This window comes from Streptomyces sp. NPDC104226 (genome assembly GCF_055584085.1).
The window spans coordinates 341,329-357,419 of sequence record NZ_JBVJMS010000004.1; the positions used below are offsets into that span (position 1 = coordinate 341,329).

General features: G+C 71.9%; 12 protein-coding genes. 4 read left to right on the forward strand and 8 right to left on the reverse strand.

Going from position 1 to position 16,091, the window contains the following annotated elements; all coding sequences use genetic code 11:
• Positions 1-30 precede the first annotated feature (30 nt).
• The 6 genes from ACZ60J_RS15005 to ACZ60J_RS15030 form a co-directional block, all read right to left on the reverse strand.
• Entirely contained in the window at positions 31-1,803 is a 1,773-nt protein-coding gene (locus ACZ60J_RS15005) for a carbohydrate-binding module family 20 domain-containing protein (RefSeq protein ID WP_469682027.1), read from the reverse strand.
• A 312-nt stretch (positions 1,804-2,115) separates the two neighbouring features.
• Positions 2,116-3,126, reverse strand: coding sequence for a LacI family DNA-binding transcriptional regulator (locus ACZ60J_RS15010; protein WP_469682029.1), 1,011 nt, complete (start codon positions 3,124-3,126; stop codon positions 2,116-2,118).
• Positions 3,123-4,751 (reverse strand): glycoside hydrolase family 13 protein, encoded by a 1,629-nt coding sequence (locus tag ACZ60J_RS15015; RefSeq protein ID WP_469682031.1) that lies wholly within the window; start codon positions 4,749-4,751, stop codon positions 3,123-3,125. The genes ACZ60J_RS15010 and ACZ60J_RS15015 overlap by 4 nt, the downstream gene beginning before the upstream one ends.
• A 75-nt stretch (positions 4,752-4,826) precedes the next feature.
• Positions 4,827-5,699 carry a sugar ABC transporter permease gene (locus tag ACZ60J_RS15020; RefSeq protein ID WP_469682033.1) on the reverse strand — a complete coding sequence of 291 codons (873 nt, stop codon included), beginning with the start codon at positions 5,697-5,699 and terminating at the stop codon, positions 4,827-4,829.
• On the reverse strand, positions 5,696-6,754 hold the full coding sequence (locus tag ACZ60J_RS15025; RefSeq protein WP_469682034.1) for a carbohydrate ABC transporter permease: 1,059 nt from the start codon (positions 6,752-6,754) through the stop codon (positions 5,696-5,698). The genes ACZ60J_RS15020 and ACZ60J_RS15025 overlap by 4 nt, the downstream gene beginning before the upstream one ends.
• Positions 6,755-6,761: 7 nt before the next feature.
• The gene (locus ACZ60J_RS15030) at positions 6,762-8,036 is read right to left on the reverse strand and encodes an extracellular solute-binding protein (RefSeq protein ID WP_469682036.1); all 1,275 of its coding nucleotides are present in this window, start codon (positions 8,034-8,036) and stop codon (positions 6,762-6,764) included.
• A 220-nt stretch (positions 8,037-8,256) separates the two neighbouring features.
• Between ACZ60J_RS15030 and ACZ60J_RS15035 the strand changes: the two genes are divergently transcribed.
• The 3 genes from ACZ60J_RS15035 (at position 8,257) to ACZ60J_RS15045 (ending at position 12,065) form a co-directional block, all read left to right on the forward strand.
• A complete protein-coding gene (locus ACZ60J_RS15035; RefSeq protein WP_469682037.1) occupies positions 8,257-9,939 on the forward strand; it encodes a glycoside hydrolase family 13 protein in 1,683 nt (560 codons plus the stop codon).
• 26 nt (positions 9,940-9,965) lie between these two features.
• Positions 9,966-11,018, forward strand: a complete 1,053-nt coding sequence (locus tag ACZ60J_RS15040) for a LacI family DNA-binding transcriptional regulator (protein WP_469682038.1) — start codon at positions 9,966-9,968, stop codon at positions 11,016-11,018.
• 126 nt (positions 11,019-11,144) lie between these two features.
• The gene (locus tag ACZ60J_RS15045; RefSeq protein WP_469682040.1) at positions 11,145-12,065 is read left to right on the forward strand and encodes a phosphatase PAP2 family protein; all 921 of its coding nucleotides are present in this window, start codon (positions 11,145-11,147) and stop codon (positions 12,063-12,065) included.
• Positions 12,066-12,093: 28 nt separating this feature from the next.
• Here ACZ60J_RS15045 and ACZ60J_RS15050 read toward each other — a convergent pair whose 3' ends face one another.
• Positions 12,094-13,695, reverse strand: a complete 1,602-nt coding sequence (locus ACZ60J_RS15050; protein WP_469682041.1) for an amidohydrolase — start codon at positions 13,693-13,695, stop codon at positions 12,094-12,096.
• An 88-nt stretch (positions 13,696-13,783) separates the two neighbouring features.
• On the reverse strand, positions 13,784-15,322 hold the full coding sequence (locus ACZ60J_RS15055) for an APC family permease (RefSeq protein WP_469682042.1): 1,539 nt from the start codon (positions 15,320-15,322) through the stop codon (positions 13,784-13,786).
• A gap of 121 nt (positions 15,323-15,443) precedes the next feature.
• On the opposite strand from ACZ60J_RS15055, the gene ACZ60J_RS15060 reads away from it, so the two are divergent.
• Entirely contained in the window at positions 15,444-16,076 is a 633-nt protein-coding gene (locus ACZ60J_RS15060) for a TetR/AcrR family transcriptional regulator (protein WP_469682043.1), read from the forward strand.
• Positions 16,077-16,091: the final 15 nt, after the last annotated feature.

The window sequence follows — 16,091 nt, forward strand, 5'->3', positions numbered from 1 at the left end:
TCGGGTACGGGACGGGGTGGGGCGGGAGGGTCAGTTGCGCCAGGTGTCGGTCAGCGTGACCTTGCCGTTGGCGGGGACCGTGGCGGACCGGTTGGCTCCGCTCTCCCAGGTGACGTTGCCGGCGGCGTCCTTGCGGACGTACTTGTACGCGAAGACCGTGCCGGGCGGGAGCGTGACGTCGAGCTTCCAGACGGGGTAGGCCGCCGGGTCGAGCTTGAGGGCGGTGCCGGTGTTCCAGTTGCCGAGCTCGGCGCGGTCACCGGTGACGTAGATGTTCTGGCCGAGCACGGTGGTGGCGTTGACGGCGAAGGAGGCGCCGGCGGTGGCGGGCGTCTGCGTCGGGCTCGGCGTGGGCGTCGGGCTCGGCGTGGGCGTCGGGCTCGGCGTGGCGCCGCCGCAGGTGCGGGCGCCCACGTGCAGGGCGACGGCCGTCCCGGCCCCGAGGGTGGCGCTGAACCGCCCGCCGGAGTCCACGGTCACGGCCCGCCCGCTCTGCACGTCGCAGTAGGCGCCGGCCGGGAGGGAGGTCTGGAACGTCCGGGTCAGCGCCGAACCCTCGTGGTTGATCGCCACGTAGGCCTTGGTTCCGCGCCCGAAGGCGATCTGGTCGCCGCCGTTGTCCCACCAGTCCGTGACGGCCTGGCCGCGCGCGGAGTTGCGGAAGCCGACCATGGAGGAGATCTCCTGCCAGGCGTGCTGGCACTTCCACCCGTCGGTGTAGCAGGAGTTCACCGTGCCGCCGTTGGGCGGTCCGGCGTCGCGGTCGGTCCACTCGTAGCCGGAGTGCACGTCCGGGGAGCCGTAGGGCCAGGCGAGCATGAAGACGTTGGCGAGCGTGTAGGCGGACCCGTTCTTGTAGCTGAGGGTGTCGCCGCCGCGCTCGGTGTCGTGGTTGTCGACGAAGACGGCGGACTGCCCCGAAGGCATGTACCCCCAGGCCTCGCCGAAGTTCTTCAGGTGGGCGAGGTTCTCGTTCTGGAAGACCCGCTTGAGGTCCCGCGCGTAGCGGAACTCCTGCACGTCCCCGGTCCCGAGGTACTCGGCGGGCGAGACCGCCTCGCCCGCCCCGTAGATCGCCTCCTGCTTCCAGTAGGCGTTCGGGTTGGTCATGCGGGACTTGATGTTGGCGAGGTCGGCGGCCGGCATGTGCTTGGCGGCGTCGATGCGGAAGCCGTCGACGCCGAGCGAGAGCAGGTCGCTCAGATAGGCGGCGATCCGCCCGCGTACGTAGTCCTCGCCGGTGTCCAGGTCGGCGAGCTGCACGAGCTCGCAGTTCTGGACGTTCCCGCGGTCCTGGTAGTTCGATATCGAGGACCGGCAGTCGTCCATGTCGGCGCCGGAGTAGATGCCCGGGTAGGCGTACTTCGTGTACGAACTCCCGCCCGTGCCGGTGCCGTCCCCGGCCGCCATGTGGTTGATGACGGAGTCGGCGACCACCTTCACGCCGGCGGCGTGGCAGGCGTCGACCATGGCCTTGAAGGCGGCGCGGTCACCCAGCCGACCGGCGATCTTGTAGCTGACGGGCTGGTACGAGGTCCACCACTGGCCGCCCTGGATGTGCTCCTGCGGGGGTGACACCTGGACGTAGCCGTAGCCGGCGGGCCCGAGGCTCTCCCCGCAGGCCTTCCCGACGGAGTCGAACCGCCACTCGAACATGACGGCGGTGACGTCCTTCTCGCCCGGCGCGGCGGCCGCGGCCCGGGGGGCGGTCCCCCCGACGACGGCGAGGGCGGCCACGGCGGTGACGGCGGATACGGAGAGCAGCGCGGCGGCGGCTCTGGCGGCGCGGGCACGGGTGGGCATGCGGTGTTCCTCCTGGCGGAGAGGCGCAGGACCGGGTGGGGACCGGTCACGGCCGAGTCGGGGATTGCAGCGACCGTAGGTGCCCGGCGGAAGCGCTGCAAGACCTTGCGCAAGAGATTGCAGAATTGTTTCCGGGCCGAGTCGAGGCGGGGCGGGGCGGGCACGCGAACGCCCACCAACCCGACGGGGGTTGGTGGGCGTACGTTCCCGAGCGCTGATTTCGCTCGCTGTTCATCACCTGCAAGGACATGCGCCACGGGTCGGGACGACCACGGCCCGAAGGACGCGCGGGCATCGCAGACCCGGCCGCCCCTACTCCACCCCGGGCCCCTGCCCTGTGGAGCCGCGGACCACCAGTTCCGGCTGGAAGACGTACTCGGTCCGCTGGACCGGGGTGCCGGCCACGGCCTCCAGGAGGGCGCCCACCGCTGCCGTCGCCATGGCGCGGACCGGCTGGCGGACCGTGGTCAGCGGGGGGTCGGTGAAGGCGATCAGGGGGGAGTCGTCGAAGCCGACCACCGAGACGTCCTCCGGGACGCGCAGGCCCCGTTCGCGGGCGGCCCGTATGACGCCCAGGGCCATCGGGTCGCTGCCGCAGACGATGCCCGTGCAGCCGCGGTCCAGCAGGGCTCCGCCCGCCGCGTGGCCGCCCTCGACCGTGAACAGGGTGCGCTGGATCAGGCCTTCGGACGCCGCCGCCGGGAGGGCGGCGACGAACCCGGCTTCCTTCCTCGCCGACGGGACGTAGCGCGTCGGACCGATGGCCAGGCCGATCCTGCGGTGGCCCAGGTCCTCCAGGTGGCGGACCGCCATCTCCGCCGCCGCGCGGTCGTCCGGGGAGATGAACGGGGCCTGGACCTGCTCGTTGAAGCCGTTGATCAACACGAAGGGGACCCCCCGCGCCGCCAGCCTCTGGTAGCGCGAAGGGTCGGCCGAGGAGTCCGCGTGCAGGCCGGACAGGAACACGATCCCCGTCACCCCGCGCTCCTCCAACTGCTCCACCAGCTCGTCCTCGGTGGCCCCGCCGGGGGTCTGCGTGCACAGCACCGGGGTGTAGCCGTGGCTCGCGAGGGTCTGCTCGATGACCTGGGCGAACGCCGGGAAGATGGGGTTGGTGAGCTCGGGCGTCACCAGCCCCACCAGCCCGTTGCTGCGCCGGCGCAGCCGGACCGGGCGCTCGTAGCCCAGCAGGTCCATGGCGGCCAGCACCTTGTGCCGGGTGCCGGACGCCACGCCCGCCTTGCCGTTGAGCACGCGGCTGACGGTCGCCTCGCTGACCTCGGCCTGCGCGGCGATGTCCGTCAGCCGCAGCGGGGAGGTCATCCCCGCCACCACACCGCCGTGTCGGCCGGCAGTTCCGACGGGTCGGAGAGGTCCCCGCTCGCCAGCAGTACGGTGCCCGGCGCGGGCATCCGTACCGGCTCGGCCGTGGTGTTGACCGTGCAGGTGAAGTCCCCCCGGCGGAAGGCCAGGACGCCCGCCGGGGCCTCCAGCCACTGGACCGCGTCGCCCGCGCCCAGCTCCGGGTGCGAGCGGCGCAGGTGGAGCGCGGCCCGGTAGAGCTCCAGGGTGGAGGCCGGGTCGCCGGTCTGCGCGGCCACGCTCAGGCCAGCCCACTCGGCCGGCTGCGGCAGCCAGCTGCCGGCGTCGCCTTCGCCGCTGCCGAAGCCGTACGGGGCTTCGGTGCCCGACCACGGGATCGGTACCCGGCAGCCGTCGCGCAGCCCGTCCTGCCCCGCGCCGCGGGAGAAGGCCGGGTCCTGGCGGGCGGAGTCCGGGAGGTCGAGCACCTCGGGGAGGCCGAGCTCCTCGCCCTGGTAGACGTACGCCGATCCGGGCAGGGCCAGCATCAGCAGCGCGGCCGCCCGCGCCCGGGCCAGGCCCTGCTCCCCTCCCCCGTACCGCGTGACGTGACGCACCACGTCGTGGTTCGACAGCACCCACGTCGTCGGCGCGCCCACCGGGCGCATCGCGTCCAGGGACTCGTCGATGGTGGCGCGCAGCGCCTGCGCGTCCCATCCGGTGTTCAGGTAGTGGAAGTTGAAGGCCTGGTGGAGCTCGTCGGGCCGCAGGTACATGGCCGTGCGGTCGGCGCTCGGCGTCCAGGCCTCGGCCACGCCGATCCGGTCGCCGGCGTACTCGTCCAGCACCTTGCGCCAGGAGCGGTAGATCTCGTGGACGCCGTCCTGGTCGAAGAAGGGCAGCACCTGGTTGCCGAGCAGCTTCAGCTGCTCTCCCCGTCCCAGGTCGGGCAGGCCGGGGGCCTTGACCAGGCCGTGCGCCACGTCGATGCGGAAGCCGTCGGCGCCGAGGTCGAGCCAGAACCGCAGGATCGAGCGGAACTCGTCCTGGACGGCCGGGTGTTCCCAGTTGAAGTCGGGCTGCTCGGGCGCGAAGAGGTGCAGGTACCACTCCCCGTCGGCGACCCGGGTCCAGGCGGGTCCGCCGAAGATGGACTCCCAGTCGTTCGGGGGCTCGGCGCCGTCGGCGCCGCGGCCCGCGCGGAAGTGGAAGCGCTCGCGCAGCGGCGTACCCGGCCCCTCCCTCAGCGCCTGCTTGAACCATTCGTGCTGGTCGGAGCAGTGGTTGGGGACGAGGTCGACGATGATCCGCAGGCCCAGTCCGTGTGCCTCGCGGATCACGGCGTCGGCGTCGTGGAGGGTGCCGAACATGGGGTCGATGGCCCGGTAGTCGGCGACGTCGTAGCCGGCGTCGGCCTGCGGGGAGGCGTAGAAGGGGCTGAGCCACACGGCGTCGACGCCGAGTTCCTTCAGGTACGGCAGTCGGCTGCGGATGCCTTCGAGGTCCCCCATGCCGTCCCCGTTGGAGTCGGCGAAGCTGCGCGGATAGACCTGGTAGATCACCGCTTCTCTCCACCAGCCGGGCAGGGTGCCGGTGGAGGTGGGGAGGCCGTCCCACGAGGTTTCGGCGGCGAGGTGCTGGGTCATGTCGTCCTTGGGGAGATCGGGCCGGGGGTGAGAGGGGGCAGGCATCGGGTGGTCGGCCCGTGCGCGCGGGGCTGGTCAGCCCTTGGTCGCGCCTGCCGTCATCCCGGCGACGAGGTGACGTTGGGCGAAGAGGAAGAAGAACGCCGCGGGGATGGCGATGAGGATGGAAGCCGCGCTCATCGCACCCCAGTTGGAGGTGTACTGCGTGACGAAGGTCTGCAGCCCGCCCGCCAGCGTCAGGTGCTCGTCACCGACCATGAAGGCGGAGGCGTACGCGACCTCGCCCCAGGCGGTGATGAAGGCGTAGAAGCCGGTGACGGCGAGGCCGGGCTTGGCGAGCGGCAGGATGAGGCGCCAGAAGGTGCCGAAGGGGTTGAGCCCGTCGACGCGGCCGGATTCGTCGATCTCGACCGGGATGGTGTCGAAGAAGCCCTTCATCATCCAGGCGCAGAACGGCACGGCGATGGTGAGGTACGTGATCACCAGGCCGATCGGCTGGTTCAGCAGCCCCAGGTCGCCCATGAGGTTGTAGAGCGGGACGATGAGGATGGCCATCGGGAACATCTGCGTGATGAGCAGGGTCCACATCAGCGGCTTCATTCCGGGGAACTTGAAGCGGCTGACGGCGTATCCGGTGGTGGCGGCGATGAACACCCCGAGGACGGTGGTGATGCCGGCGACCAGGACGGAGTTGCCGAACCAGCTGAGGAAGGAGGTCGACTCCACCAGGTAGCGGTAGTTGTCGAGGGTGGGTTCCTTGACGAAGTCCGTGGAGATGGCGTGCTTCGCGGGCTTGAGCGAGGTCAGCAGGATCCACAGCACCGGGAAGACGGCGATCACGGAGGCGATGGCCAGGGTGGCGTGCAGTCCGGCGGAGGCGAGCGGGGAGCGCTTGCCGCGGGGCCGTCCGGAGGCGGCCTTCACAGATTCGGTCGTCGTCACGGTCACCACACCTCTCCCTGCTTGCGCAGCGACCGCCGGTAGACCAGCGCGAACATCGTGAGCAGCAGGAGGATCAGTACGCCCCAGGTCGCCGAGACCGCGAAGTCGCGCGGGCTGGTCACGAACGCCTCGCGGAACGCCTGGGTCACCAGGATCTCGGTGGAGTCGCCGGGGCCGCCCCGGGTGAGCAGGAAGATCACCGGGAACATGTTGAAGGTCCAGATGGTGGAGAGCAGGATCACGGTCATGCTGACCGTGCGCAGTCCCGGCAGGGTGATGTGGCGGAACCGCTGCCAGGGGGTCGCCCCGTCCATCTCGGCCGCTTCGTAGAGCTCGCCGGGGATGGACTGCATGCCGCCGAGCAGGGCGACCATCATGAAGGGGATGCCGAGCCAGACGTTGACGGCGATGACCGCGATCTTCGCCCAGGTCGGGTCGTCGAGCCACGGTACGGCGGAGATGCCGCCGCCTTCGAGGATCTTGTTGAGGATGCCGTTGTCGCGGTTGAAGAGGAACCGCCAGGCGAAGACGGAGACGAATCCGGGCACGGCCCAGGGAAGGATGAGCGCCATCCGGTAGGCGGCGCGTCCCTTGAACTCGCGGTTGAGCACGGTGGCGAGGCCCAGGCCGAGCGCGAAGGTGATCGACACGCAGGCGACGGTCCACACGACCGTCCACACCAGCCGCTGCAGGAACACCGGGTCGGCGAGGACGTCGGCGTAGTTGTCGAGTCCGACGAACTGGTACGTCGCCTCGATGTGGTTGACGCCGATGGTCCGGCTGACGTTGCGCTCGGTGGCGTCGGTCAGCGACAGGTAGACGCCGCGGACGAGCGGCCAGCCGATGATGATGCCGAGCACGAGCACCACGGGGGTGATCATGGCCCAGGCGTACCAGTGGGTGGCGAGCGCCCGCTTCAGCCCCGGGCGGTTGCTCCCGCCGGCGCCGCGTCCCGTCCTCTTGTCAGTCCTGCGGCTCCGGCCGCGGGCGGCGGGACCGGCATCAGGACCGGTCTCGCTGCCCGCGGCCTTCGCCACCGACTGGCTGGTGTGAGCAGCCATGGTTTCGTTACTTCCAACCCTTGAGGATCTTGCGGAACTCGGCGCCGGCGGCCTTGGCCGCGTCCTCCGGGCTCGACGCCCCGGTGATCGCCTTGGTGTATTCGACCTTGAGCGGCTCGAAGAGGGATCCGTTCTCCGGGATCCAGGCGCGCTCGACGGCCTTGTCCACGGCCGGCTTGAAGAACTGCACCATCTCGCTGGACTTGACGTCGGGCTGCTCGTAGGCGGCCGTCCGGGTCGGGAGCAGGCTCAGCTCCTTCGCGGACTGGACCTGCACCTCCTGCGAGGTCATGTAGTCGACGAAGGCGTTCGCGGCGGCGATGTTCTTGGAGCCCGCGTACACGGCGAGGTCGTGGCCGCCCTGCGGGGCGCCCGCCTTGACGGAGCCTGCCGGGACGGCGGCGATGCCGAGGTTGGCCTTGTCCTTGAACTGGTCGCCCGCGTAGGTGTCGGCCACGGCCCAGGGGCCGTTGATCATCATTGCGGCCTCGCCCGTCTTGAAGGCGGTCTGCATGTTGGTCCAGCCGTCGGTGGCGTTGGTGATCGCCGCACCCGAGGTGACCAGGTCGCGGGCGGCCTTGAAGGCCTTGACGCCCGCGGCGTTGTCCACGGTGACCGTCTTGGTCTTCGCGTCGACGAGGTCGCCGCCCTCTCCGTAGATGAGGGGGAGGAACCAGTAGGAGTCGTCGCCGCGCAGGTAGAGGCCGGCCTTGCCGGTCTTGGCCTTGATGGCCGCGGCGGCGGTCTTCACCTCTTCCAGCGTCTTGGGCGGCTCGACGCCGGCGTCGGCGAGCATCTTCTTGTTGTAGAAGAGGCCCATGGTGTCGATGACCTGCGGGACGCCGTAGGTCTTGCCCTCGTACTTGCCGCTGGCCGCGGCCTGGGGCAGGAACTCGGTGTCGATCTTCTTGGCCGTGTCGGCCGGAACCTCGGCGAGGTAGCCGAGGGAGGCGAAGTCGGCGACCCAGCCCACGTCGGCGCGGATCACGTCGGGGGCCTCGGAGCCGCTGCTGAAGGCGTTCTTGACCTTGTTCTGCGCGTCGCCGTACGGGACGTTGACGTACTTGACGGTCACCTTGGGGTGCTTGGCGGTGAACGCCTCGGCGATCTTCTGGAAGGACGCCTTCTCGGCGTCGTTCGAGGTGTCCCACCACGTGACCGTGCCGGAGAGCTCCCCGTCGGCCTTGGCGCCTTCGCTGCCGTCCTTGGTGTCACCGCCGCAAGCCGTCGCCGCGAGCGCCAGAGCCGCGACCAGCGCGGTGGCCGCTATGCCACGCCGCATATGAACTCCTTCGATGATCCCGGCCGCGCCTCGCGGTTCCGAGTTGCCGAGAACGTAACAAGCCTGAAAGCCGACCGAAAGACCTTGCGGGAACTTTCTGCAAGAAGGGGGGATCGTTACATCTGCGTGTCCGGACGGTTGCCGCAGCTTGCTGTTAGTTCGAACCGTCTTCGACGGTACGGGCCCGCAACCAGGGGGTGCGTGCGCGCGTTGACCCGATATGACCCACGAGTTGACGGCCTCCCGGCTTGCAAGCGCTTCCAGCAACGCCACCGCAAGCGGCGGCTGGTGGCGCGATGCCGTCATCTACCAGGTGTACGTCCGCTCCTTCGCGGACAGCGACGGCGACGGGATCGGCGACCTCCGCGGGGTCCGCGAGCGCCTGCCCCACCTGGCCCGGCTCGGGGTCGACGCGGTGTGGCTGACCCCCTTCTACGTCTCCCCCCAGGCGGACGGCGGCTACGACGTCGCCGACTACCGGGCCGTCGACCCGCTCTTCGGGGACCTCTCCGACGCCGACGACCTGATCCGCGCCGCGCACGCGCTGGGGCTGCGGGTGATCGTGGACGTGGTCCCGAACCACACCTCCGAGCAGCACGCCTGGTTCCGGGCGGCGCTGGCCGGGGAGCCGGGAGCCCGCGAGCGCTACCACTTCCACCCCGGCCGGGGTGCCTGCGGGGAGCTCCCGCCCAACGACTGGGAGTCGGTCTTCGGCGGGCCCGCCTGGAGCCGGACCCCTGACGGCGCCTGGTACCTGCACCTCTTCGCCCCCGAGCAGCCCGACCTGAACTGGGAGAACCCGGAGGTCGCCGAGGAGTTCTCCGCCGTCCTGCGGTTCTGGCTCGACCTCGGCGTCGACGGGTTCCGGGTGGACGTGGCCCACGGCATGGTCAAGGCCCCGGGTCTGCCGGACATCGGCCGCGGCGCGCAGGCCACCCTCATCGGCATCGAGCCGCTCCCCTTCTTCGACCAGGACGGCGTCCACGCCATCCACCGCTCCTGGCGGCGGCTGCTCGATTCCTACGAGGTCCCGCGGATCGGCGTCGCCGAGGCCTGGGCGCCCACCTCCGAGCGGCTCGCGCTCTACGTCCGGCCCGACGAACTGCACCAGGCCTTCAACTTCCGGTTCCTGAACTGTCCGTGGGACGCCACCGCCCTGCGCACCGTCATCGACGAGTCCCTCGCCGCCACCACCTCGGTCGGCGCCCCGACGACCTGGGTGCTGTCCAACCACGACGTCGTACGGCACCGCACCCGCTACGGCAGCCTGGCCCGGGCGCGGGCCGCCGCGCTGCTGATGCTGGCCCTGCCCGGATCGGCGTACGTCTACCAGGGCGAGGAGCTCGGCCTCCCCGAGGTGACGGAGCTCCCGGACTCCGCCCGCCAGGACCCGGCCTTCGCCCGCAGCTCCGGGCAGGACGGGCTGCGCGACGGCTGCCGCGTGCCGATCCCGTGGTCCGGGGCGGAGCCCCCGTACGACTTCGGGCCCGCCGGGAGCTGGCTCCCGCAGCCGGCCGGCTGGGGCGGCCTCAGCGTCGCCGCGCAGACCGGCGACCCCCACTCCACCCTGGAGCTCTACCGCGCCGCCCTGGAACTGCGCCGCGCGATGCCGGGCCTCGGGGCGCCAGAGGCGGGGCTCCCGGCGGCGGGAGCGGAAACGACGGGGGCCGGGGCCTCACCCGGGTCCACGGCCGGGGCCGCGGAGTCCGGCATGCAGTGGCTGCCCGCGCCCGAAGGGGTGCTGCTCTTCACCCGCCCCGGCTTCGCGTGCACCCTCAACACCCGCCCGGTCCCGCTCGAGATGCCCTCGCCCGGACGGCCCGTCCTGTCCAGTGCGCCGGTGGAGACGGACGGCCGGACCGTCCGGCTTCCCCCGGATTCGTGCACGTGGTGGTCATTGTGAACGTCCGACCGGTACAGTCCAATCCCGTGACCGCACGGCTAGCCGACATCGCAGCCCAGGCGGGGGTCAGCGAAGCCACAGTCAGCCGCGTGCTCAACGGCAAGCCCGGTGTGGCCGCAGGCACCCGTGAGTCCGTGCTGGCCGCCCTCGACGTGCTCGGCTACGAACGCCCCGTACGGCTGCGCCAGCGCAGCGCGGGACTCGTCGGCCTGATAACGCCCGAGCTCGACAACCCCATCTTCCCGGCGCTGGCCCAGGTCATCGGCCAGGCGCTGACCCGGCAGGGCTACACCCCGGTGCTGGCCACGCAGACGCCCGGCGGGTCCACCGAGGACGAGCTCGTGGAGATGCTCGTCGAACGCGGGGTCTCCGGGATCATCTTCGTCTCCGGACTGCACGCGGACACCACCGCCGACATGGGCCGCTACGACCAACTCCGCGGGCAGGGCGTCCCGTACGTCCTCATCAACGGATTCTCCGACAAGGTGCAGGCCCCCTTCGTCTCCCCCGACGACCGGGCCGCGATGCAGCTCGCGGTGACCCACCTGACCGCGCTCGGGCACACCCGGATCGGGCTGGCCGTCGGACCGAAGCGGTTCGTGCCGGTGGTCCGCAAGATCGAGGGCTTCCGGCTGGGCATGAAGGAACGGCTCGGGCTCGGCGAGGACGAGATCGAGGAGCTGATCCAGCACTCCCTCTACACGCTGGAGGGCGGCCAGGCCGCCGCGGCGGCGCTGATCGCGCGCGGCTGCACGGCGGTGGTGTGCGCGAGCGACATGATGGCGCTCGGCGCGATCCGGGCGGCCCGGCAGCAGGGCCTCAGGGTCCCGCAGGACGTGTCGGTGGTCGGCTTCGACGACTCCCCGCTCATAGCGTTCACGGATCCGCCGCTGACCACCATCCGGCAGCCCGTGCAGGCCATGGGCCAGGCCGCGGTGCGGACCCTGCTGGAGGAGATCGGCGGTACGCCGGCCCCGCACAGCGAGTTCGTGTTCCTCCCCGAGCTGGTCGTCCGCGGCTCGACCGCCTCCGGGCCCCACCAGGGCCGCGGACCCGCGCGCGGACCCGCACGCCCCTGACGGGCGCCCCTGCCGTTTCCCCTAGGGACGTAAGGCCTCCGCTCGTTCTCGAGGCTGAGGGGCTGCGGCCAAGACCGTCCCAAGGGATGATCGGAGGCGAGTCCGCATCTGGCAGACTCTTTTCCTATGGGTGAAGCGAGCGTGAAGACACTGGATACCCGGACGGACGTCTCGTCACCCCCCGTGACCGAGAGCCAGGACCGCCCGGAGTCGTCCGAGCGTGCACTGCTCTCCAGGCTGCGCGTCCCCCGGCGACCCCGGATCTGGTTCGAGGTGCTGCTGATCGCGGTCAGCTACTGGACCTACTCGCTGATCCGCAACGCCGTGCCCGAGCAGAAGGCGGCCGCGCTCGCGAACGCCGACTGGATCTGGAAGGTGGAGCAGAGCCTCGGCATCGCCATCGAGGACCGGGTCAACCACGCCGTCAATTCGGTGACCTGGCTCGTGGTGGGCATGAACTACTACTACGCCACGCTCCACTTCGTCATGACCATCGGCGTACTGGTCTGGATCTACCGTTTTCATCCCGGGCGTTACGCGGCGACGCGGCTCGTCCTCTTCGCCACCACGGGCGTGGCCCTGGTCGGCTACTACTTCTACCCGCTCGCGCCGCCCCGCCTGATGAACGGGCAGGATTCCGGTGGGCCCACCTTCATCGACACCGTGCTGGTCCACCACACCTGGGGCTCCATGGCCTCGGGCAACCTCAAGCACATGTCGAACCAGTACGCGGCCATGCCGTCCATGCACATAGGGTGGTCGCTCTGGTGCGGGCTGACGATCTTCGCGGTCGCCTCCGCCCCCTGGGCCCGGATCCTGGGCCTGCTCTACCCGGCGGCGACGCTCGTCGTGATCGTGTCCACCGCCAACCACTTCTGGCTCGACGCCGTCGGCGGCATGCTCTGCCTGGCCTTCGGCTACGCCGTCTCCCGCTCCTGGTACGGATCGCTCCCGCACCGGCTGCCGCGCCGGCCCGAGGAGACCGGCCGCCACCCGGTGGCGGCGGCCGTACTGAACCATCCGGCGCTGGCCCGCTTCCGCGACTGAGCCGCGCCCCCTCAGCGGTGCCGGCCGCTCACCCGGCCCTGTGGGTGATCCGGCCGCCCGACATCGTGAGCCGGACCGGGGCCGCCGCCAGTTCGTCGGCCGGGGCCTCCACCGGGTCCAGGCCGAGGGCCGTCAGGTCCGCCCGGAAGCCGACCGCGATCCGTCCCGCGACGGCCTCCTCCCCCGCCGCCAGTGCCGCGTGCGAGGTCATGCCCTCCAGGGCCATCAGCCCGCTCAGGGCCGCCCCGGTCCAGGCCCCCGTACCGGCCGAGGCCGCGCCGCGCGGGGCGCGGGCGGTGGCCAGGACCTGGCGGGCGTCGTAGTGGGCGATGGGCCAGTCGGAGCCCAGGGCGAGCACGGCGCCGGCTTCGCGCAGGTCCCGGCAGCGCCAGGCGCGGCCGGCGCGCTCCTCCCCCAGCCGCTTGGACCACTCGTCGCTGTGGTCGGCCCGGGTGTACGCGGTGTGCGGCGGCTGCATCGAGGCGATCACCCCGAGCTCCGCGAACCGGTTCAGCTGGCCGTCGGGGACCGTCTCGATGTGCTCGATCCGGTGCCGCATCCGGCCCCGCGGGCCGAGCGACTCGACGGTGTCCAGGACGTGCCGGACCGCCGCGTCGCCGATGGCGTGGGTCGCGGTGCGCACCCCGGCCGCGTCGAGGACCCGTACCGCCTCGGCGTAGGCCTGCGGGTCGGGCCAGAAGGCGTCGGTGCCCCGGCCGTGGCAGTCGGCGTGCTCCAGCCAGGCGGTGCCCCCCTCGACGGTGCCGTCCATGAAGAACTTGACCCCGCCGACCTTCCAGTGCCGGCCCAGGAGCCGCTGGAGCTCGATGAGCTCCTCCAGGTCCTCCCCGGTGGCTCCGGGCATGCACCAGGGCGAGAGGTTCAGCCGCAGCGGGAGATCGCCCTCGTACTCGGCGGTCGCGAGCAGGGCGGGTACGTCCCCGTCGCCGAGGTCCATGACGTGCGCGCCGGTCAGGCCGGTGGCGGCCATGTCGGAGAGCAGCCCGGTGAGGCGTTCGCGGCGCTCGGTGTACGTGGGCTTCGGCGCGAGCGAGCCGACCAGGTCCATCGCGGCGTGCTCGATCAGGTGGCCGGTGGGCCGCCCGTCCGGGTCGCAGACGATCTCGGAGCGCTGGGCGAAGGCGCGCGGGCCGGTGATCCCGGCGGCGGCCAGGGCCGCGCCGGAGGCGAGCGCGGAGTGGCCGTCGTAGAGGCGCAGGAAGGCGGGGGCTCCGGCGAGGGCCTCCTCGATCAGGGCCTTGTCGACGGGGCGGCCGCCGAAGGCGTTGTGGTCGAGGCCGAAGCCGGTGACCCAGCCGCCGGGGCCGCGGTCTGCGGTGCGCAGGGTGGCGCGGAGCTGGTCGAGGTCGGTGACGGCGGAGAGGTCCGTACCGGTGGCCATCTCGATGCCCCAGACGGGGTGGCTGTGGGCGTCGGTGAGGCCGGGGGTGAGGGTGGCTCCGCCGAGGTCGAGGGTCTCGGTGCCGGGGCCGCGCCAGTCGCGGACGTCGGCCTCGTCCCCGACGGCGACGATCTCGCCGCCGAGGACGGCCACCGCGCGGGCCTCGGGGCGGGCGGGGTCGAGGGTGCGGACGCGGGCTCCGGTGAGGACGGTGTCGGCAGCGGGCACGGCTCTGCTCCTTGTGGGGGTTCGGGCTGGTCGGGATGGACGGGGTGCTGCGGGCCGGTCGGGCTCTGCAGGTGCTGCGGGCTGCGGGCTACGCAGACGCCACGGGCGCCTCGGACGCCCCGTGTCCCTCGGGCGTTGCGGGGGCTGCCGCGGCTGCGGGTCCGCCGGGTTCCGCGGTCTCGCCGGGCTCCTCCGCGAACCGGGCGTAGACCTCGGGGCGGCGGGTCTTCAGGCGCTGGGCCAGGGCGAGACCGGCGAGGAACACGGCGGGGACGAGGGCCACGAGGAGGGTGTTGACGGTGGTGGAGGCCGTGGTGAAGAGGGCCACCTTGGAGACGACGAGGCAGATCGCGACGGCCAGCAGCACGGCGGCGGCGACGGGCGCGATCAGGGTCCGCCAGGGGCCCTCGTCGTGCCGGACGCGGCGGAAGTAGACGGGTACGGCAATGGCGGCGAGCAGCATCAGGGCCATGAGGCCGATCATGCCCGGGGTGTTCACCCAGAGCAGGAGCTGCTGGTACGGGTCGGCTCCGGCGAGGGCGAAGCCGAGGACGATGACGGCGCCGAGGGCGGTCTGCGCCGCGCCGGCGACGTACGGGGAGCCGTGGCGCGGGTGGATCCGGCCGAGGACGGCGGGCAGGACGCCTTCCTCGGCGAGGGCGAGCGCGTAGCGGTTGATGGCGTTGTGGAAGGCGAGGAGGGAGGCGATGACGCTGGTGACGATGAAGACGTGCATCAGGTCGGCCGCCCAGGGGCCCACGTAGGTGGTGATGGCGGTGAAGAAGAGGCCGGCGGGGTCGTCGGCGGCCGCGGCGAGGACCTCCTCGGAGCCGAAGGCCTGGATGACGGTCCAGACGATGAAGGCGTAGAAGAGGCCGAGGAAGGCGACGGCGATGTAGGTGGCGCGCGGGACGCTCCGGTCGGGGTCGCGGGCCTCGCGGCGGTAGATGACGGTGGACTCGAAGCCGGTGAACGCGGCGAAGGCGAAGGCCAGGACGGCCGCGGTGCCGGGGACGAGCACCGCGCCGGGGGCGAAGGAGCCTGCGGAGAGTCCGTGGGCGCCGCCCTCGACGAGCACGCCGCCCGCGAGCAGGACGAGGATCCCGGTCTCGGCGACGAGCAGGACGCCGAGCAGCTTGGCGCCGAAGTCAACGGAGCGGAAGCCGCCGTACCAGATGAGGAGCAGGCCGGCGAGGGAGACGGGCAGCCAGGGGATGTCGAGGCCGGCGAGGGCGTGACCGGTGTCGGCGGTGGTGGTGCCGAGGAGTCCGTAGACGCCGATCTCCATGCCGTTGTAGCCGATGAGGGCGAGCAGGGCGGCGCCGATGCCCACGCGCTTGCCGAGGCCGCGGGCGATGTAGGCGTAGAAGGCGCCGCCGCTGCGGACGTGGCGGCTCATGGTGGTGAAGCCGACGGCGAAGACCGTGAGGGTGAGTCCGGCGAGGAGGTAGCCGGCGGGGGCGCCGACGCCGCCGAGCAGGATCGCGACGGGGGCGACGCCGGCCATGACGGTGAGCGGGGCGGCGGCGGAGACGACGAAGAAGGAGATGTCGGCGGTACCGAGCGCGCCGCGGCGCAGGTCGGTTCCGGATCTCGGCCGCTGCGGCGGCTCTGGCGTTTCGGGCATGCGGGAGCACCCTTCTGCGAACGGCAGGCGGCAGGGAGCCGAAAACCTAAAGGCTTTCGGTTTTCGGCAATGTAGCCTCCGTTTTTGACGTACGGGAAGACCTGACGGCGGGAGAAAAACGATGGCGCGGCCGCGCACCCCACTGCTGGACCGGGAGCGGATCGGTGCTGCCGCCCTGCAACTCCTCGCCGAGCAGGGAGAGTTCAGCGTCCCGCAGATCGCCCGGGCGCTCGGGGTGCAGACCGGGTCGCTGTATCACCACGTGGACGGCCGGGCGGGGGTCGTCGAGCTGATCCGGGAGCGGGTGTGCGCGGGGATCGACGGCGGCATGCTGTCCTCGCCGGAGCCCTGGGACCGGGCGCTGGAGGCGTGGGCCCGGTCGTACCGGGCCGCTTTCGCCGCCTATCCGCGGGCGATCCCGCTGCTGATGACCACCCCGGTACGGGCGCCCGCGGTGCTCGCGCAGTACGAACGGGCGGTGGCCCTCCTGCTGCGGGCCGGATTCGCCACCGAGGAGGTGATGCCGCTGCTCACGGGCCTGGAGAACCTGGTCCTGGGCTCGGCCCTGGACCTCGCGGCCCCGGACGCCATGTGGGAGCCGACCCCGGGCACCCCGCTGCTCGCCCGGGCCCTGGCCGCCCAGGGCCCGGGGCGTGCGGAGGCCGCCTTCGAGGTGGGCCTGACGGCGTTCCTGGCGTACGCACGGGACCTGCGCGGCGGCGGCGCGACCGGCGCCTGCCCATCGGGGAGTTGAGCAAGTACCCCCCGC